General features: G+C 65.4%; 19 protein-coding genes and 1 pseudogene. 6 read left to right on the forward strand and 14 right to left on the reverse strand.

From position 1 onward, the window contains the following. Window positions 1–20 precede the first annotated feature (20 nt). From AB0M14_RS36390 to AB0M14_RS36435, 10 genes are all read right to left on the reverse strand, one after another. Window positions 21–1,085 carry a fused (3R)-hydroxyacyl-ACP dehydratase subunits HadA/HadB gene (locus AB0M14_RS36390; protein ID WP_365004277.1) on the reverse strand — a complete coding sequence of 355 codons (1,065 nt, stop codon included), beginning with the start codon at window positions 1,083–1,085 and terminating at the stop codon, window positions 21–23. Between the two features lie 208 nt (window positions 1,086–1,293). Further along, window positions 1,294–3,120, reverse strand: a complete 1,827-nt coding sequence (gene glmS / locus AB0M14_RS36395; RefSeq protein ID WP_365004280.1) for a glutamine--fructose-6-phosphate transaminase (isomerizing) — start codon at window positions 3,118–3,120, stop codon at window positions 1,294–1,296. 33 nt (window positions 3,121–3,153) lie between these two features. Then, window positions 3,154–3,429 carry a hypothetical protein gene (locus AB0M14_RS36400; protein ID WP_365004283.1) on the reverse strand — a complete coding sequence of 92 codons (276 nt, stop codon included), beginning with the start codon at window positions 3,427–3,429 and terminating at the stop codon, window positions 3,154–3,156. A gap of 96 nt (window positions 3,430–3,525) precedes the next feature. After that, complete coding sequence (locus AB0M14_RS36405) at window positions 3,526–4,020, reverse strand: hypothetical protein (protein ID WP_365004286.1); 495 nt, start codon at window positions 4,018–4,020, stop codon at window positions 3,526–3,528. Window positions 4,021–4,119: 99 nt separating this feature from the next. Continuing rightward, window positions 4,120–5,400 (reverse strand): hypothetical protein, encoded by a 1,281-nt coding sequence (locus tag AB0M14_RS36410; protein WP_365004289.1) that lies wholly within the window; start codon window positions 5,398–5,400, stop codon window positions 4,120–4,122. A 36-nt stretch (window positions 5,401–5,436) separates the two neighbouring features. After that, window positions 5,437–5,907: a hypothetical protein gene (locus tag AB0M14_RS36415; RefSeq protein WP_365004292.1), complete on the reverse strand. Its 471-nt coding sequence runs from the start codon at window positions 5,905–5,907 to the stop codon at window positions 5,437–5,439. Between the two features lie 41 nt (window positions 5,908–5,948). Beyond that, the gene (locus tag AB0M14_RS36420; RefSeq protein WP_365004295.1) at window positions 5,949–6,071 is read right to left on the reverse strand and encodes a hypothetical protein; all 123 of its coding nucleotides are present in this window, start codon (window positions 6,069–6,071) and stop codon (window positions 5,949–5,951) included. A gap of 12 nt (window positions 6,072–6,083) precedes the next feature. After that, a complete protein-coding gene (locus tag AB0M14_RS36425; RefSeq protein ID WP_365004297.1) occupies window positions 6,084–8,591 on the reverse strand; it encodes an arylsulfatase in 2,508 nt (835 codons plus the stop codon). Between the two features lie 93 nt (window positions 8,592–8,684). Further along, entirely contained in the window at window positions 8,685–9,575 is an 891-nt protein-coding gene (locus AB0M14_RS36430) for a formylglycine-generating enzyme family protein (protein WP_365004342.1), read from the reverse strand. Window positions 9,576–9,651: 76 nt separating this feature from the next. Continuing rightward, on the reverse strand, window positions 9,652–10,236 hold the full coding sequence (locus tag AB0M14_RS36435) for a pyruvoyl-dependent arginine decarboxylase (RefSeq protein WP_365004300.1): 585 nt from the start codon (window positions 10,234–10,236) through the stop codon (window positions 9,652–9,654). Window positions 10,237–10,481: 245 nt separating this feature from the next. Here AB0M14_RS36435 and AB0M14_RS36440 point away from each other — a divergent pair, with 245 nt between their 5' ends. Continuing rightward, entirely contained in the window at window positions 10,482–10,985 is a 504-nt protein-coding gene (locus AB0M14_RS36440) for a hypothetical protein (protein ID WP_365004303.1), read from the forward strand. A gap of 52 nt (window positions 10,986–11,037) precedes the next feature. Here the strand turns inward: AB0M14_RS36440 and AB0M14_RS36445 are convergent, their stop codons facing one another. The 3 genes from AB0M14_RS36445 to AB0M14_RS36455 are packed head-to-tail and all read right to left on the reverse strand — an operon-like array spanning window position 11,038 to window position 13,854. Beyond that, the gene (locus AB0M14_RS36445; protein WP_365004306.1) at window positions 11,038–12,327 is read right to left on the reverse strand and encodes a lipase family protein; all 1,290 of its coding nucleotides are present in this window, start codon (window positions 12,325–12,327) and stop codon (window positions 11,038–11,040) included. A 28-nt stretch (window positions 12,328–12,355) separates the two neighbouring features. Beyond that, window positions 12,356–13,183, reverse strand: a complete 828-nt coding sequence (locus tag AB0M14_RS36450; RefSeq protein ID WP_365004309.1) for an SDR family oxidoreductase — start codon at window positions 13,181–13,183, stop codon at window positions 12,356–12,358. Continuing rightward, on the reverse strand, window positions 13,180–13,854 hold the full coding sequence (locus AB0M14_RS36455; RefSeq protein WP_365004312.1) for a hypothetical protein: 675 nt from the start codon (window positions 13,852–13,854) through the stop codon (window positions 13,180–13,182). Before AB0M14_RS36455 ends, AB0M14_RS36450 begins: the two co-directional genes overlap by 4 nt. Before the next feature lie 80 nt (window positions 13,855–13,934). Between AB0M14_RS36455 and AB0M14_RS36460 the strand changes: the two genes are divergently transcribed. The 5 genes and pseudogenes from AB0M14_RS36460 to AB0M14_RS36480 form a co-directional block, all read left to right on the forward strand. Beyond that, window positions 13,935–14,573: a TetR/AcrR family transcriptional regulator gene (locus AB0M14_RS36460; protein WP_365004315.1), complete on the forward strand. Its 639-nt coding sequence runs from the start codon at window positions 13,935–13,937 to the stop codon at window positions 14,571–14,573. A gap of 132 nt (window positions 14,574–14,705) precedes the next feature. After that, window positions 14,706–15,140, forward strand: coding sequence for a pentapeptide repeat-containing protein (locus AB0M14_RS36465; protein ID WP_365004318.1), 435 nt, complete (start codon window positions 14,706–14,708; stop codon window positions 15,138–15,140). A gap of 386 nt (window positions 15,141–15,526) precedes the next feature. After that, complete coding sequence (locus AB0M14_RS36470; RefSeq protein WP_365004321.1) at window positions 15,527–15,649, forward strand: hypothetical protein; 123 nt, start codon at window positions 15,527–15,529, stop codon at window positions 15,647–15,649. A 480-nt stretch (window positions 15,650–16,129) separates the two neighbouring features. Beyond that, window positions 16,130–16,675: a hypothetical protein gene (locus AB0M14_RS36475; protein WP_365004324.1), complete on the forward strand. Its 546-nt coding sequence runs from the start codon at window positions 16,130–16,132 to the stop codon at window positions 16,673–16,675. 89 nt (window positions 16,676–16,764) lie between these two features. Further along, window positions 16,765–16,917: pseudogene (locus AB0M14_RS36480) on the forward strand (IS3 family transposase); the annotation flags it as partial. Window positions 16,918–16,973: 56 nt separating this feature from the next. Here AB0M14_RS36480 and AB0M14_RS36485 read toward each other — a convergent pair. Continuing rightward, entirely contained in the window at window positions 16,974–18,128 is a 1,155-nt protein-coding gene (locus AB0M14_RS36485; protein WP_365004327.1) for an IS3 family transposase, read from the reverse strand. Between the last annotated feature and the right edge of the window lie 529 nt (window positions 18,129–18,657).

An 18,657-nucleotide genomic window follows, 5' to 3' on the forward strand; every position in this document is an offset into this window, starting at 1 on the left:
TGTTAGCTGTTGCGCCCTGGCTAGAGCAGGAGAACCGTCGCGACGGCGCGGCCGAAGATCTTGCGGCCGTCGTGCGTCGCGGTGAGCGCCACGACAGCGGTGCGGGTTTCGGGATCGACGGATTTGATCCGCCCGCTGAAAACGATCTCGCTCGGCGTATCCGTCACATACACCGGGCTGGTGAACCGCACGCTGTAGACCCGCAGCGCGGCGGGATCACCCAGCCAGTCGGTGAGATAGCCCGCGCCGAGCGCCATGGTCAGCATGCCGTGCGCCACCACACCGCGCTCGAGGCCGACCATCCCCGCGGCGCCGGAATGCCAGTGAATCGGGTTGGCATCCCCCGCCACTCCCGCGTAGTTCACCAGATCGCCGAGGGTGAGAGTGATAGTGCGGGAAGGCAACTCGTCCCCGGCTGCGACGTCGGCGCACGAACGAACAAGAGCGGCTGCCAGCGGCTCCCCCGCCGGCTCCGAGGCCCGCGACAGAACCGGGTCCGGCAGGATCGCCGACTCGCCGACGGCGCATTCGGTACGTAAGACGTTGCCTATCAACGCATTCAGCTCGGTGTCGATCGTGGGCTGGGAGCGCGCGATCAAACTGGTCTCGCTGATCAGCACAACCTCGTCGCGCTGATTCGTGATCGTATTGGCGAGCACCAGCAGGTCGCCGCCGAAAGCCTGCCGGAACGACAGCAATCCGATCGAGCTGTACAGCCGGTCTCCGGCCAGCACCGGCCGCCGCAGGTCGAGAACCTGCTCGGTCTGCACACACGCACCCAAGTTGTAACTGACCAACAGCTCGGTCAACGCCCGCTGCACCACCGCCGCGATCAGCGAGCTGAACGTCGGCGGACACACCAGCGCCGGATAACCGTGCCGCAACGCCCCCGCCTCATCCCAATGGATCGGATGCGTGGCCCGAACCGCCGCCGCGTACTCCCGCACCTTCTCCCGCCCGACCTCGTAGTAGTCGGCCAGACGATAGGTTTCCCCGACAATCGACCGAGCGTGCGCCACCGCATCGAACCCGGCATCGACATCAGTCCCCCGGTCGACGGTCCCCACTTGCGAAACTTGCGCCATCGATAAGTAACTCCTTGTCTCGACCTCGAATGCGGAAAGGGGTAGCGACGAGCAAGAGCACACTGCAACGACTTCGTACACACCGGTCGCCCGGTTTGGTCACAAATGAATTTCAGCACCGCGGGACCACGACCTCCCGCCCTGCCAACCTTTACAGGACCCGGAAATCACACCGCCGACCGGGCGGCCCGGACGGCTGCGCCTGCCGTCATTCGACGGTGACGCTTTTGGCGAGGTTGCGGGGCTTGTCGATGTCGCGGTCGAGGGCGCGGGCGAGGTGGTAGGCGAAGAGTTGCAGGGGCACTGTCAGCAGGATCGGGTCCAGTTCCCGGGTGCTGCGGGGAACGCGAATCACCTTGTCCGCGAGGCCTTCCGGCAGGTCGGTGTTGGTGATGGCGATGATCGGCCCGCCACGGGCTTTGATCTGTTCGATGGTGGCGATGTTCTTGCTGAGGAGTTCATCGTCGGGAATGAGGACGACCGAGGGCATACCCGAGTCGATCAACGCCAGGGGGCCGTGTTTGAGTTCGGCGGCTTGATAGGCCTCGGCGTGTACGTAGGAGATCTCCTTGAGTTTCTGAGCGCCTTCCCGGGCGACCGGCCAGCAGCGGACCCGGCCGATGAAGAACATGCCCCGGGCATCTTTGAACTGCCTGGCCGCAGTGGCGATTTCGTTCTCCTGCTCGAGGATGTCGGTGATCTGGCCGGGCAGGGCCGACAACGCGGAGACAATGCGCGCCCCGTCGGCCACCCCGAGATCTCGGACGCGTCCGAGCAACGTCGCGAGCAGCGCGAAGCAGACGCTCATGTTGGTCAGCGCCTTGGTGGAAGCCACCGACACCTCCGGTCCGGCGTGCAGGAAGATCCCGCGACCGCATTCCCGGGCAATCGCACTGCCCACGGCGTTGACGACGCCGATCACCTGCCCGCCTTTACGCTTGAGCTCTTCCACGGCGGCCAAAGTGTCTGCGGTTTCACCGGATTGGCTGACCACGACATAGAGCGTGTCGTGCTCGACGACGGGGTTGCGGTAGCGGAACTCCGAGGCGGGTTCGGCGTCGGCGGGCAGCCGTGCCAGTTCTTCGATCAGATTCGCGCCCAGCTGACCGGCGTAGTACGCGGAACCACAGCCGAGGAACTTCACGCGCCGAACCGCCCGCAGCTCTCGGGCGTCCAAACGCAAACCGTCCAAACGTGCCGTCGCGAAACGTTCGTCGACTCGGCCGAGCAGCGCCCGGCCGATGGCCTCGGGCTGTTCGCTGATCTCCTTGTGCATGTAGTCGGCGTGACCACCGAGACCGTAACGGGCGTCGTCGACGTCGAGGATGGTCGGCGTCTTCGCAGTGCGCACCGATTGCAGTGTGCTGGTGCGGAAGTCGGCAGCCGTCACGGTGGCGAGTTCGCCGTCGTCGAGGAACACCACCCGCTGGGTGTGGCGTACCAGGGCCGCCACGTCGGAGGCCACGAACATCTCGCCCTCCCCGATGCCCAGCACGATCGGGCTGCCGTTGCGCGCCACCACCATCTCCTCCGGATACCGCGCGTCGAGGACGGCCAGGCCGTAGGCGCCCTCGACTTCCGAAAGTGCGGTGCGCACAGCGTCTTCCAGGGAGGCCGCGCCCGCCTGCCACGCGGCCGCCACCAGATGCGCGATGGTCTCGGTGTCCGTTTCGGAGGCGAACGTCACCCCGGCGGCGGCGAGTTTGGCACGCAGCATGTCGGCGTTCTCGATGATCCCGTTGTGCACCACCGCGATTCGTTTCGAGGTGTCGAAGTGCGGGTGGGCATTGGCCTCGGAAGGCCCGCCGTGGGTGGCCCACCGGGTGTGCCCGATCCCGATCGTCCCGGGGCCGGGCGTACCGACCAGCTCACGCAGCTCATCGACGCGCACAGCGGCTTTGATGATCTTCATCCGGCCGCGGTGGATCACGGCGATGCCCGCGGAGTCGTATCCGCGATACTCCAGCCGCCGTAAACCCTCCAACAGCATCGGTGTCGCCGCTTTGTGCCCGACGTAGCCGACGATTCCGCACATGTCTGTCCCCTTCGGTCGTGGTTGCCGGGACCGTCACCCGTAAACGATGCGACGCAGCTGCCGTTCGGTCAGCTCGCCGGCGCGCGTCGGACGCGCACCGAGTTCCGCGATCAGTTGCGCCCAGATCTCGGCGTTCTTGCGTCCCCGGGCATGTAGTTCCGAGTGCCTGCGCCGCACATAGTCTTCGGTCGTCTCGTCGAAGTAGGCGAGGACATCCGCGACCACGCGCGCGGCGACGCCGATCGGCAGCCCCGTGGATCCTGCGACATGGCGCACCAGATCACGCAGCGGTTCGTCGGCAGCAGGCACGCCGACCACCTTGGCAGCCGAATCACGGCTACGGCAACTTTCTTGCCCGAAATCGGGCAAGAACCTGCGTCCATCAGAAGCTCGACGCCGAGTCCCTCACCTGCCGCGGTGCGTTCGCAGGAATCCAGCCAGCATCCGTACTGCCGAGCTACCGCTGAACAAGGCGGCGATCTCACTCATCAGAGCAACCGTGCTGATGACGGTCAGTGCCATCAGCGTCCAGAAGAACCAGGGCGGCTCGATGCGGCCGTCCCATCCGGTTCGGCCGATGCTGTACGCGTACGCGACCGAGAAGACCCACAACACGAGGAAGGTGCCGAGGAAGCGGAGAACTATCCATCGCGAGCCCGCACGCATGGCGCGCTCGGCTCGGCGGCTCGCCGAGCTGGGGTTGGCGATGCCGTTGGCACGGCGCACCCGCGCCAGTTGGACCTCGATGGCCGCCTCGATATCGTCGCGGCCCGCCACGGAGTCGGGCCAATCCTTCGCGATCGCAATCAAGGACTCGAGGTCACCGTATGGTGTTCTGCGGTCGTTCCACAACGAAACAGCCGCTGCCATCGCCGCCGCGACTATCACACCGAACGGCACGAAAAGGCCTATGTAGTCGACGAATACCGCTCCGCGATTCGGATCAGCAAGCACAACAACATCATCCATGGATCGATCGTTGCCGTGTCGGGATCGACCTTATCGCGACACGTCGAATCCCGGGTTCAGGGCGATCTCCTCGAGCTGCGCTAGCGGCAGGAGCTCGGCAGGGGCGTTGGCGAAGGAGATGGTGATCTTCGTGCCGGACGGGCGGGTGACGGTGACCGTGCGGTCGGTTCGCGGCGGGGACGCCAGCGCCGCGCTTCGCTCTTCGTGGGTCTCGACCACACTCCCGTCCGGCAGCCGCCGCCTAGTGCCGGCCGACGAGGAAGTATCGGGCTCCTGCGAGAGGGGTTGCTCGATGCTGATCGTGATGGCCAATCGTGAGTCCCTGCCGGGCGTGGTCACTTGCACCGCCTGGCAGACGCCGCCGCCCATCTCGCCTTGTCGCAGCGCCCCCAGAGGCCGGTCCAGGGTCGCACCGTCGAGCGGGATCTGCGCCAGCACCGCATCCCACCGACGGGCCTGGGCCTGATCGATTACCGGACCGGATTTCGAGTAGAGCAGGCAGACCTCGGGCGGGCTCGGCGTTCCGGGCGGAACCGGCGTACTGATGCGGAGTGCGGGATCGGTCACGAGCGTGACGAGCTCGTCGATGGCCAAGGGGATGGCGCGGGGACGGCCGCTTGTCTCAGCGGCTCGATCGGAGGCGTTGGCGTGCAGGACGGATCCGTCGGGTTTGTACGCGGTGGCGTTGCGCGTAAGGGTGCGCGCCCCTTTCAGCTCGTACCAAGAGTCATGGGTATCGACGATCGTGCCGTCGGGAAGGTGGCGCCGCTCATCGAGCTCGCCGGCGACACACGACGGAATCGGCTTGGTGGCTTGCCGCACGGTCACCGACAGCGCGCCCTCTCGGTCGTCGCGCAGCAGCGTGGCGTCCGCTTCGGTCCAGCCGCCGAATCCCTTGTTCTGCACGGGATCGCCGAGGATCGGCTGGAACACCAGCGAGTGCGATACCGGGGCGAAGGCGATCTCGACAGCACTGGGCAGCGCGTCCTGCAGCGCCCGCGTCATCGCGCCCGCCTTGGGACCGGAGAACCACGGATAGGACGGATTGTCGTATTCGTGGGTGCGGGAATGAACGAACCCGAACGTTTGCCTGTCCCGCGGGGGTTCTACGACATCGCAACCCGGGATCTGCACCGGAAACGCGACGGGCGGAGTCACATAGGAACTCTTGGCCCGAGCCGTGGGCTGCGGCTCGAACACCAGCCAGGCGATGAGATAGGCGGTCGCGACGACCGCGACGCAGGTCAGACCCACCTTCCAGCTGTTCACAGCCGGGGCGGGCCGACCAGCGTCGTTGTCACCGTTTTCCATGTCCCGCATTGTGCCTGCGGGTACCGACATCTCCGATCAGTTGGCCAGCGGTGTGAACCGGTAGACGGTCGGTGCGTCGGAGTTGATCGGTTCCGGCATTGCCGGGGTGGTGTACTGGTAGTTGCCGGTGGTGTTGGTGCGGCAGTTCAGAGTGATGGTGTAGTCGGTCGGCTCCGGTGCGGTGTGGGCAGTGCTGTGGAAGACCGAAACACCAGGGGCGGGATTCTCGCGGGTGTAGGTGGCTTCCTGCCATCCGCTGACCCCGACCACCGAATACCGGTACGCGCCGGGAGCGGTGAAGCGGACCAGGGTGAGGTTGTCGCCTCGGATCCCGGCGGGGACCGCCGCGGTATTGCCCCACATGATCAACATCTGACCAGTCGGGTCTTCGGGCACCATGCAGTTCGGAGGCGCGATCTCAGGATCGGCGGCGACAGTACCGGCGGCAAGTGGCAGTGCGGCCAATACCGCCGCCACGGCGGCAAGGGTGTGTGTGAGGGCTTTCATGACAGCTCCTTGGTCGAGAGGGCGGCGCGTGGCGCCGGGGCTTACACCAGTCCGAACACGCTGAGGATGTAGACGACGTTGACCGCGATACTGGTGACCTCGTCGGCCAAAACCAGTGCCGCGGAACCCAACTCGACCAGACCCGCCGATAGTGACGCTGACATGGATGTCCTCTCCTAGTTCTCGCTGAGTGCGGCGGCGGCGTCTTTTTGCAGGTCGGCGTAGGAGTCTTTGCCGGTGTCGATGGTGACGCTCCGGATGGTGCCGCCGGCGAAGGTGCCCGGGGTCTTGTATTGCGAGGAGACGGCGTCGCCGCTGTCGTAGCCGACGCACAGGCCGTCACCGGCGAGGGTGAACTTGCCGGTCTGCGCGCGCATCGGGCCGTCGCCGACCGGTGTCCCGTCGAGGTAGAGCTTGGTGGTGCCGACGGATTCGCCGTTCTCCCCGGCTTTTTCACGGGTGAACTCCATGCCCACCGTGTGTTTGCCCGGGGTCAAGGGCGCGGCGGCGGTGAAGTCCTGCTCGGGGGCGATTCCCAGGAAGTTGTAGACGTAGTGCACCTGGCCGTCCTTGACGAACAGGCTGTGCCCGCCGAACCGGGAACCATGGGCGAAGATCACGCCTTCGGCGTTGTCCTTGACATCGAGAGCGGCCAGCACCTTGTAGGACTTACCGCGGATATTGACCGCGACACCCTCCGGAACCGGAGCGGCATCGGGATAGTAGACGTACCGATCCCGGGGCGGTTCGGCCTGCGGGCGGTCGACGCCGAGCTGTTCGACCGCGGTGCGATCGTCCAGGGGCAGAACATAATTGTTCTTCGCCTCCTCGTTCCAAGCGTCGATCAGTTCCTTCAGCTTGTCCGGGTTCTCCTCGGCGAGATTCTTCGATTCCGAGCGATCCTCGTCGACGTGGTACAGCTCCCATTTGTCGTCATCGAAGTGGCCTTTGCCACTGATCGCGGCGTGAACCGCCGAGGCTTTCCAGCCGTCCACCCAGATTCCGCGGGTGCCCAGCATCGCGTAGTACTGACGTTCCTTCTTGGTGGCGGCGTCGGCGTCGTCGAAGGTGTAGCGCATCGAAACACCGTTGAGCGGATACTGTTTCACCCCGCGGAAGGTCTCGGGCATTTCCAGTCCGGTGACGTCGTAGATGGTGGGCACGATGTCGGTGCAGTGGTGGTACTGGTGGCGGATCTCGCCTTTGGCCTTGATGCCCTTGGGCCAGTGGATCACGAGCGGATCGGCCGTGCCGCCGGCGAACTGGGCGTAGCGCTTGAACATCTGGAACGGCGTCGAGAACGCCGCCGCCCATCCGGTCGGATAGTGGTTGTAGGTCGCGGGAGTGCCGAGGGTGTCGAGGTATTTCATGTTCTCGGCCAGATCGTCGGGATAGCCATTGAAGAACTTGTTCTCGTTGACCGAACCGTTCGGCGATCCCTCGCCCGAGGCGCCGTTGTCCGCGGCGTAGAAGATGACGGTGTTGTCCATCTGCCCGGTCTGTTCCAGGAAGTCGATGACCCGGCCGACCTGGGCGTCGGTGTACTCGGAGAACCCGGCATACACCTCGGCCATGCGCGCGAACAGTCGTTTCTCGTCGGCGTTGAGCGAATCCCACGGGCGCACCGTATCCGCCTCCACCGCAACCTCTTTCGGCAACGGGTTGAGTGGTGTGAGCCGGGTGTTCTCCGGCATGATGCCCTTGTCGATCATGCGCTCGAGCACCCAGTCCCGGTACGCCTCGTAACCGTCGTCGAACTGGCCTTTGTACTTGTCGGCGTATTCGGCCGGACTATGGTGCGGCGCGTGGTTCGCGCCGGGGCAGAACCACATGTACCAGGGCTTGGAGGGGTTCGTGGAACGCTGATCGCGCAGTATCTTGATCGCGTTGTCGGCCAGGTCCTTCGAGAGGTGATAGCCGTCCTCGGGCTGGGCGGGCTGGTCGATGAACCGATTGTCCTCGGTCAGGTCGGGATACCACTGGTTGGTCTCGCCGCCCAGGAATCCGTAATAGCGATCAAAGCCCTTGGCCAGCGGCCACTCCGATTTCGAGCCGCCGCTGGAGACGTCCTCTTCGGGGACGTTGTGGTTCTTGCCGACCCAGAAGGTGCTGTAACCGTTGTCCTGGAGCACCTGACCGACCGTCGCGCACTGGGCGGGCAGGCGGCCTGCCGCGCCGGGAAAACCGTTGGTGGCCTCGGTGATCGCCGCGAAGCGGTTCACGTGGTGATTGCGGCCGGTGAGCATGGTGGAGCGGGTCGGCGAGCACAGCGCGGTGGTATGCCACTGGGTGTAGGTGACGCCGTTGTCGGCCAGTCGCTGCATCGTCGGCATGTTGATCCGGCCGCCATAGGGTGACCAGGCCGCTAGGCCGGTGTCGTCGTAGAGCACCACCAGGACGTTGGGTGCGCCCTCGGGAGCCTTCTTGACCTCGAAGGGTTTCCAGTCCGGTTTCGAATCCCGGACGTCGAGTTCGATGTCGCCGTCGAAACCATCGTTGATGCCGGTCCCGTAACCGGGCGGGCCGTTCTTGTCATCGCTACCGCAGGCGGCTATCAGCGGCAGGGCGGCGGCGCCCATGCCGGCCGCGGCGAAACCACCCAGGATCGACCGCCTGGATAGTCGGTCACGCTCGGTCTTCGACTCGGATTCCTTCGGCGAATTCTGCCCATCGGACGAAGTCATAGCCGCAGACTATGGCTCAGAGGGCGGTGGCCGTCGCTGCCACTCCGGCGCACGAGCAAACGGCATGCACTGCATCGAACTGCCCGAGGTCCGTCAGACAGGAAGGACGCAGCGGAACCCGAGATGACAGGTCGCGGTGTCCTCGGACTGGCCCTGACGTGCGGCGGGCCGGTAGCGCAGGCAGTAGTTCGGCGCGCACAGGTATGAGCCGCCCTTGATCACCCGATGCGGAAATCGCTCACCGGGCAACGGCATCGGTGGCCGGTCGGGGCCGCAGCACGAACCCGCGGGAGCCCGATCGCGTGGCTGGAAGTAGTCGGTGGTCCACTCCCAAACATTGCCGGTCATGTCGAACAATCCGTACCCGTTGGGCGGATAGGTACCGACCTTGGTGGTTCCGGGCCGCGCCCCCTGGCCCCTGCCCGGCAGGAACTCCCACGGGAACCGGCCCATCCAGGTATTCGCCATCCGCCGACCACGCGGTGCGAATTCCGCGCCCCAGCTGTAGGCCGCCCCCTCGAGGCCACCGCGGGCGGCATATTCCCATTGCGCTTCACTCGGAAGCGTCTTCCCCGCCCATTCGGCATACGCCGCAGCGTCGGCATGGGCGACGTGGGTGACCGGGTGGTGGTTACGCCCGTCCAGGTTCGTCCCGGGCCCGCCCGGATGACGCCAGCTCGCACCGGGCACATACGACCACCACCGCCGCCAATCATCCAGTGGCACAGGGGCATCCGCCAGCTGGAACACCAGCGCCCCCGGATGCAGGTCGGCGGGGTCGGCCCCGGGGAAGTCGGCGAGGTCGAGTTCCCGTTCGGCCACCGTCACATATCCGGTGTCGCGCACGAATCGACTGAACGCGGCGTTGGTGACCGGGTGCGTGTCGATCCAGAAGGACTCCACGTCCACTCGGCGCACCGGCTGCTCCTCCGGAAAGAAGACCTCGGAACCCATCACGAACGTCCCACCCGGAATCTGAGCCATGCCCTTGCCCGTCATCACCGCGATGCCACCCGCCATTTCCAGCCTCTCCCGACCCTTGGCACTAGCTGTCAGTTGCCTACCCCCAGGTGCTGGTCTGATACGCGGCAAGCACGAGAGCGCAGACCGGATCCCTACGACAGCCCGCTTCCACGACACTGAGCTCCACCGGGCCGAACGGCTCTGGTCGCCCAGCTGTCATGTCGCCGAGACTCGCCTGGATCAGCCGCTCCACCTCCTCGACGTTCTCAGCGGTGTGCTCGACGAACAACCCCGCCCCAGAACCGTCCTGCCGGTGCACCCAGCCCAACCCGGCCGCGGCACGCTCCCCCACCCGCTCGGCAAACGCTGCCGCGTAGACGCAATACAAACGGTCACCCCACACCATCGGCATGCGGAGGCGCTCCGCGCGCACCACATCGGCTCCCGGCGGGATCACCGACGACAGATGGATCAGGTTCATATTCGCCGCGCCCACCGCCCGGGCCGCCGCGTCGAACGCCGATATCCGCGTCGAACCCGCCCCCGTCCCGGCCGCCACCTCGATCAGCAGCGGGGCCGACGGCTTCGCCGCCGCGGAACCTCCAGCCGCAATCACGGCTCCGACCGCGAGACCGGTCAGCACCGTACGACGTGGAATCGCTGGATACCCGCTCGGCGGCATCATCGCTCCTTCGAAGTGTTCTTCGTTCTTTATTCGATCGATTCCGAGCGGGGAACAGCGCGCCAACGATCTTCGACCCTAAGCCGACGAGTCCCCGGACCGGCGCATCGACACCCACTTGCGCGGGGCGCCCGCGAAACCCGACCACCGCTACCTGGAGCGCCTCTGAGCCGATGCCCGGTCACCATGGCGATGTCGACGCCAGTCGATCCGCTTGTCGGAGCGGCCTGTTAGCGTCCGACGGCGTGGAGATCCCCGGCATCGGCGAACTGCGTTACGACCATCTATCGGGCTGCTACACAAGCAGTCCCGTCACAGTGCCAGTCTTGGCATGCAGGCACAGCGTGCTGGTCGAACTCAGCGACGATGACCCGGCGCCGCAGGATTTCGAGGTCGCTGTTCAGAACTTCCTGGTGCTAGAGCCCAACGCGCTGTTGCACTGCGCCGCAGCGGTGTTCGCCTACTACCTCGATGTCACTGCTGACGTTCTCGCCGCCGGAGACGACGATTGGTTTGTCGAAATCGCTACCGAGGAGGCTGTTTTCGACCACATACAGCTGGGAAGTGCGGGTGCCGTCGTCGTGCGGCGCCTGTCCTCGGGTGACCGGCGAGTGTATGTCTCGCTGGAGTTCGAGTGCGACTGGGAGCCTGAGCACGGACTGCAGATTGGTGCTGCGCGACGGCAAGGCCGTGACGAAGGTCGGGCCATACGATGGACACCTCACCAACGCGGCCGCCTACGCCGATGACAACCTCGAAGATGTTGTCTACGTTCGCAGGCATACGTCATGACCGCTCAGGTCATGCTGGGCCGCAGCTGGTGGGTGCGGGACGGTCGGCGAGGCGGTCATCGAGCCAGGGGATGGCGGTGGTGAGTTGGAAGGCGATGCTGTTGATGCCGTGTCCGATGATGGTGCCGGGCAGTATTGGCGGGATGGCGCTCAGGTCGATCAGTTGGACGATGGCGCCGAGGGCGCACCATCGGGTGACAAGTGCGCGGGCGGGGGCGGCGGGCACGATGTCGTCGTTGTCCCCGGTGAGCACCAGGATTGGTGCGGTGGGTCGGCGGTTGCCGAGATTCTGTTCTGCTACGGCGTCGAGGGTGCGTGGGTCGGAGGCGATGACGTCGGGGAAGAGTGGGCGTCCGCTGGTGGTCCAGGTTTGGGAGCGTCGGAATCCGTGGCGCAGTACCGATTCCGCGGCGCATTGGCCGGCGGATTCCTCGAGCATCCGCTTGCCTTCATCGTTGAGTGCGGCGTCGAGGACCTCGATGGTGTCGGGGTATACCGCCCGCATCGAGTTGAGCATGTATCCGAACGCGCCGCTGAGTGCGGTGCCATCGGCGTAAGCGCCGAGGTCCATCAGCGAGGCGGGTGGCGCGCCGACGTAGCTGGCGCGGAGATCGAGTTCGGGGGCGTACTCGCCGACGCGTTCGGCGGCCGCGCCCGCCGCGTGGCCGCCTTGTGAGTACCCCCAGAACAGGACCGGGCCTGCGGCGGGAATGGTCGATCCGGGCAGTCGCTGTGCGGCGCGGGCGGCGTCGATGACGGCGTTGGCCTCGGCGGTCGCGTTCAGGAAGGTGTGTGTGCCCGGTGTTCCCAGTCCCTGGTAGTCGGTGACCACGACTGCGGCGCCACGCGCCAATAGTTCGGTGACGGCGGTGGTGTCGTATTCGGCCATCAGATCCAGCGGCGGAACGTAGTGCACCAACTGCCCGAACAGGCGGGAGGGCGCGCATTGATCGCCTTGTCCCTGAGTTCCCACCGCGAAACTCACCAGCGGCCGCACGCCCGGGCCCGACCACGGTGTGGTCGGGTCGAACACGATTCCGGTCACGGCGACCGCCGCACCGGCGGGGTCGACGCTGCGATACATGATCCGCGTCGCGCGTGCCGGTAGCGGTAAGGCCAGTGACATCGGCTCGGCGCGGATCACATCGCCCGGGTCGCCGGGCGGGATCGGTGCGGGCGGGTCATAGAAGCTCGGCAGCGCGGGTCCGGGTTCGGCCGTAGCCGGAGGCGCGATGGCCGCGATCGGTACGACGATCAGAGCCGCACAGAAGATGCCGGTGATGGTGTGGCGCAGCGTCATTGCCGCCTCCTGGAAGAATCGAGGGTGTTCAGGGGTGGGCGGCGTCGCCGCGGACCCGGGCGTCGTATCCGGCGCGGGCGTTCAGGTCGAGACGATGGAGTACCCGGTCGCGGGTGAGTCGGCCACGTACCGCCGCGAGCAGCCGATCCGGCAACACCGCCGCGGCCAGTTCGTAGGAGCGCATCCAGCCCGGCACCGCGACCAGGGTGCGCCGGTGCGCGCAGGAGGCGACCACCGCTTCGGCAATGCGTTCCGGATCGACGGTGGGCAGCACCCCGCCCAGTTGCACGCCCGCGACCAGATCGGTGCGCACCGCCGACGGCAGGACGGCGGTGGCGGTGACGCCGGTGCCGTGCAGCTCGTCGCGCAGCGATTCGGTGAACCCGATGACCGCGTGTTTGGAGGCGCAATAGGAGGCCAATCCGGCCGCGGGCACCTCACCCAGGTAGGAGGCAACATTGACGATGTGGCCGTCGCGGAGTGCGAGCATGCCGGGCAGCGCCAGTTTGGTGCCGATCAGTACACCCTTGACGTTGATGTCGAGGATGGCGTCGGTGACCAGATCGTCCTCGTCGGTGAACCGCCCCATCGGCATGATTCCGGCATTGTTGACCAGCACCGCGAGGGGGCCGTCGATCGCGGCGAGGAACGCGGCGAACGATTGGCGCGACCGGACGTCCAGCCGATAGCCCGCACCGCCGATCTCGGCCGCGGCCGACTGGGCGGCCGCCGCGTCGAGATCGCCGATGTATACGCGGGCTCCCTGTGCGGCAAAGGCTTTCGCGGTGGCCAGCCCGATACCACGGGCGCCGCCGGTGATCGCGACGTTCGCCCCGCGCAACCGTGCCCGGGTCATCGGGCCGTCCCGGCGATCTCGACCGTCTCGTACCAGTGCGCGATGAGCGGGTACCCGCCCTTGCCGTTGTGCCAAGTCTTGCGGGCCAGGTGCACCCCCGGCACGATCTGCACCACTTCGTCGCGAATATTGCGGCCCTGCTTCGGATTCGACTCGATCGGCGAAAAGTCCAGGATCAGCGCCTGGGTGCCGGGCGAGGAGTAAGCGCCCTCGACGTAGGTCACCATGTCCAGGCCCTCGTAGAGACCATCGGTCCTGCTCAGCACACCAGGGAAGAGGAACCGCGCGACACTGCCGAACAGCGTCGTGAACTGGTTGGTGCTGTCGCCGGCCGGGTTGTACTTCTTGCCCAGCCAGAACCGCTCGGAACCGATCCGGTCGCAGACCGCTCTGACCACCGTGAACACCACGCGGCCAACAGCGTCGATGCCGTCCCAATCGCCCCAGCCGATGATGTGCCCCCGAGAGGGACCCACCGGCTGCGGCGGGGTGCCGAGGGCGAACAGTTCCTCGATCTCGATCTGGGTTTCGGGCTTGTCGAAATCGCGGGTCAGCCGAGCGAACCAGCCGAGGGTGGCGTCCTGGGCGGACTGCAGATCGTGCTCGGCCAGTGCGCGCAGTGCTTCGACGCGGGCGGTGATCGGCGACGTACTGGTGGTCTTTTGTGCCATACCAAGAATGAAACGCCAAAATGAACGGCGAGTCAATATTTGATTCATGAGTCGTTTTCTGACTGGGATAGCATCTCGGTATGGCTCAGCCCCTGTCCCGTATGGAGCGCCGCAAGCAGGAGACCCGCCGCGAGATCCTGGACGCGGCCTTCGATTGCTTCGCCGAACGCGGCTACCACGCGACCTCGATCTCACACATCGTCACCAAGGTCGGTGTCGCGCAGGGCACCTTCTACCAGTACTTCCAGAGCAAACGCGACATCCTCGACCAGGTCCTGGACGACCTGATCGCACGACTGACCGACGCGCTCGCGGCCATCCCACCGCAAGAACCCGCGAGCCTGGGCGACTATCGCCGCCAAGCCGAACGCATCACCGACACGCTCACCGAGGTCTTCACCGCGGACCTACGCGCGATCCGGCTACTGCTGTTGCAGGCCGCGGCGGTGGACGAGGAAATGGCCCGGCGCGTGCTGTCGTTCCACACCTTGGCCACCGCCCTGCAGGCCGCCTACCTGCAGCACGGCGTCGACGCCGGCTACTTCCGCCCCGACCTCGACGTCGACAGCGCCGCCCGCGCGGTCAACGGCATGCTCTTCGCCGCCGCCACCTACCGCCTCACCGACCCCAGCCCGGACGACTACGATCGGCTCACCGCGACCATCCGCGAAATCGTCTACCGCAGCCTCGCCGCGGACAACCCGGCTTCCACGCACTGACGCATGCGGTCGATCCGCACGCTGCATCGGCTGGTCGATCGCCGCGCCGCCGCGGTGCACGTAGAAAGTCAAACCTGTTGCGCCAGTGGTTAAACAACGCTCCCAGCCTGGATGTCGCTCGCATAATTCCAGATGCACGAAAAGTGGCGAAATGACAACCCGGGCAAGCTGATCGACCTGAGCGGTGCCGACCCCAGCGACGCTGGTCTATATGCCGTCGACCTGCACGACGCCAACCTGGTCGGTGCCAACCTGCGTGGGGCTCTGGTCTCGCCGGCTACCTCCACGTGGCCGCTTCGCTCGGCGCGCACAGCGGCTATTGCGGATACTGCCGACCTCGGCCCGCTACTCCCCGGACGGTCGTTGATGTCCGCATGCCAGCTCAGTACCGGATTGGTCGCGCACCAAAGCGAGCGCGCCAGTCATCCGCCCGTCGGCAATACACTGCGTCGAAAGGCTGTGTCGCCCATCCAATCTGAACGGCTGACCAACGCGACCGCGGCACCTGCGCACGTTTCTCCGCGCACTTCCAGGCTTGCGGCCGGGAGCGCCCGCACAGATCCGTGATCCTTGCTGCGACGGCGGCAACCACACATTCTGGCTCGCTGCAGTGGCGCGCTACAGCTGGGATCCCGTGCAAGCTCCGAGCCGAACCTTCACCTCGGTGATCTCGCCGATAATCACGGACAGCCCCGACCTGTCGTCACGCAACCCGATTACACGCTGCCGAGAACCAACCCCATTACCGCTATGCCGGGACTACGACAGCCAAGGGCACCGCCCGAACCGCCTGACACAAAACGTCTTACGATGATTACCGGATGTCGCGCGGACCCGGGATTGAAGCGATCCGCGGCTGAGTACGGAAGCGGCGGCGCTATTTGCCGCTCTGCGAGATACAGGCACAAGACCACGGCTTCTGCGAAGCCTTCATGTCCACCTACCCCCGCGCCATGGACTTCACCGCGATCCGCGAATCCTCGCTCGCCGGAACCGCCGAACTCATCCGCCGCGCCAAGAACACCGGTCACCTGTCGCTCCGACATCCTCCTCATGATCATGGCCGGCGGCGTTGACTGCGATGCGCCGTGACGTTGACTACCGTGTCGCTGTGAGTATCGACCCGCCACGTGCTGGCGACCATAACGAGGCTGACACGCAACATGTCTCGAAGATCCCACCCACCGTTGCGGATACAGTCACAGTGGTAATGCTCAGCGGTATCGCGGGACTGTTGGTGGTCGCTTCGTTCACGACGTTGATCAGCTACCACGCGGGTGATCCCGGAGGGACCGGATTCCAGTACGACGGCGAGGGCACGGCGTGGAAGTACGCCTCACGCGGGTCTATTGCGGATCTTGCTCAAAATGTGCTCGGCTACGCGTTCATCGCTGCAGCGGCCACCGCGGCGATGGCCGCAGGAGTGCTGGCCACCGAGCGCGGCACCGAAAGTCGAGCTGTGCGACTATTTTCTCGTCACCGCGATCGGGTTCTCAGGAACGACCGCGCTGACCGTGGTCCTCAACGTCGTCTCGGTACGCTCGACGCTGACTCGCATGGATATCGGTTTCGGGAGCGGCTCGTGGTTGTGCGTACTCATTGCCGCCGCGGCGCTGGTGAGCGCCGTAATCACCGTGGTAGGTGCACACCAGCGACAAGCGGGACACTCGGTTCTAGATTTCGTAGCGACGGTGCCACTGCTTGTCTTCGCCGCGTTACTGGTGGCGGGTTCGTTCGCACCCTTGTATCACCGCTCGCCGGGGCGGGTCTGGGCCGGGCTGGAACCATTTCGGGTGCTGGGCCTTCCCTTGTTTCTCGCTGCTTTGGGGGCCGTCGGTGCGGTGGTCCTGTTGATCAGTGGTCGGCCCGATAGCGGACGAACAGTGGGAGCTGCTGCCGCCGCGAGTGGTTCGGCCGCGGCGCTGGTCGTTGTGCTGGACGCATGGGATCGGGGGATCGCGCCAGTTCAGACGTTCGCCGAAATGTCGGTCGGTTGGTGGCTGCTGGTCGCGGCCTGTGCAGCAGGACTGACCGTATTCGTGGTGATGATATGGGCCGAAGTGACCGAGCGCCGGCCATCTGTCGGTATCGAAGGGCCGTGAAACCATCCACAACAGTCTCGCGGACTACCAGTATTCCGACGACCCCGCCAACTACTCTCTCATCGGCTACTCGACACTACTTATGTTGCAACCGCCGGCACTGGACGACCCGCGAGGAACTGCGCCTGGCCATCGTCATTAGGATCGAACGGACCTACCACCGCCGTCGACGGCAACGCCGACTCGGCCGCCTGACACCGATCGAATTTGAGACAATCAATCAGCCCGCACTCGCGGCCTGACACACCACACCCCGCGTGACCTGCCCCAGCTTTCGTTACCTGCCAGGATGTGAATCTCAGGCGGTGGCGGACTGGCCTTCGTAGCGTAACTCGTGCTCGGTCGACGACAGGTAGTCGAGCTGAGAGTGACGCCGCTGTCGGTTATAGAAGATCTCGATGTAGTCGAAGATCGCGTTCGCCAGGTCGACTCGTGTTCGCCACTTCTTCCGGTTCAGCAGCTCGATCTGCATGCTCGACCAGAACGATTCCATCATCGCGTTGTCGTAGCCGTCGCCGATGGTGCCGAACGACGGCATCAGTCCGGTGGTGCGGATCTTGTTGGTGAACGCCCAGGATGTGAACTGGACACCGTGATCGGCGTGAACAATCCCGCCTGGCAATGGCTTTCGGTTCTTGATCGCCATCTCCAGGGCGTTGACGACCAGGGTCGAGTCCTGGCAGTTGTCGATCGACCAGCCGACGATCTTGCGGCTGAAGGTGTCCATCACCGCACAGCAGTAGACCTTCCCTTCCCGCGTGGGATGTTCGGTGATGTCGGTGACCCACAACTCATTTGGCTTGAGTCGATGAAACTTGCGGTGCACCAGGTCGTCGGCGGTCGCGACGCCGCGCAGGCGTTTGACCTTGGCAGGCCCGGGCAGTCCGGCGATGCCGGCCAGGCTCATGAGTTCGGCGACGAGGTTTTCGCTGACCACGATGCCCATTCCCCGGGTCAATTCCGCGTGGACTCGTCGTGACCCATAGGTTTGACGTGACGCGCCGTGGACCTCACAAATCAGCCCGATAAGCCATTGGCGGCGCATCTTCGTAGGTGACAAGGGCCGATTCCGGTACTTGTAGTAGCCGGGCCCGGAGACGCCCAGCAGGCGGCAGCACACCTTGGCCGGGTGCCCGGCATCGACGAGGACGTCGATTACCGGGTGAATCCTTTTGGGGCAGGCCGGATTTCCCCGAGCAACCCTGCCGCCTTGCGAAGGATTTCGAACCTCCGCTTCGAGTTGGCGGATGCGCTTGTTGGCCTTTGCCAGTGCCGCGTTCTCGACGGTGCTGCGGCCGGGGCGTTCACCTCGGTCGATCTGGTCCTGGCGGACCCAGTTGTGCAGGGCCGCGGCGCTGATCCCTAACTCGGCGGCAGCGGTGGTGATCGGTTTTCCGGCCCGCACGAGCGCGCCGGCGCGCAGGCAGAACTCCGGCGGATACGGTCGGGGCATGAGATCAGAGCCTCTCAGTTGGCACCGATCTTCACATCGAAATGGGTAACCAAACCCTGGGGCAGGTCAGCGAGTCAACCGAACTCGGGGCAGTCCCTCTTGACCAAAAGGGGTGCCATTACAGGACGGTTGTCTTCCGTGCTACCTGTAAAGCCAGGACGTCGAATGGATCAAGTCCTGGATATGCCGCAGCGGCCGTGGCTGCTGGCTTGTAACCTGTTGCCGGTCGGAGTTGACGTACCCCGTCGCGGTGATCGTCTGTCCTGGACCACTGGGGTCGTTCGTGGGGTGAACCGCAAGAAGCATGGAGGGGCATGTCTATCCGCAAACTGACCGACGAACAACACGACAGACCGGGCTCTCCCGTGGGCCCGCTTAACCCCCGCCGGTTCTGATGCCCCGCACGAACGCGTCCTCGACGGCTCCCAAGGGATCTAGGCTCTGTCTCGAAGTGTTGATGGCGGGCCGGTGGCCCGCCATCAACTGTGTCGTAGCCATTGATTGATCACCGCGATGTGGATCGTGGCCT

The sequence above is a fragment of the Nocardia sp. NPDC051832 genome (assembly GCF_040681285.1).
In the GTDB taxonomy this organism is placed as follows: domain Bacteria; phylum Actinomycetota; class Actinomycetes; order Mycobacteriales; family Mycobacteriaceae; genus Nocardia.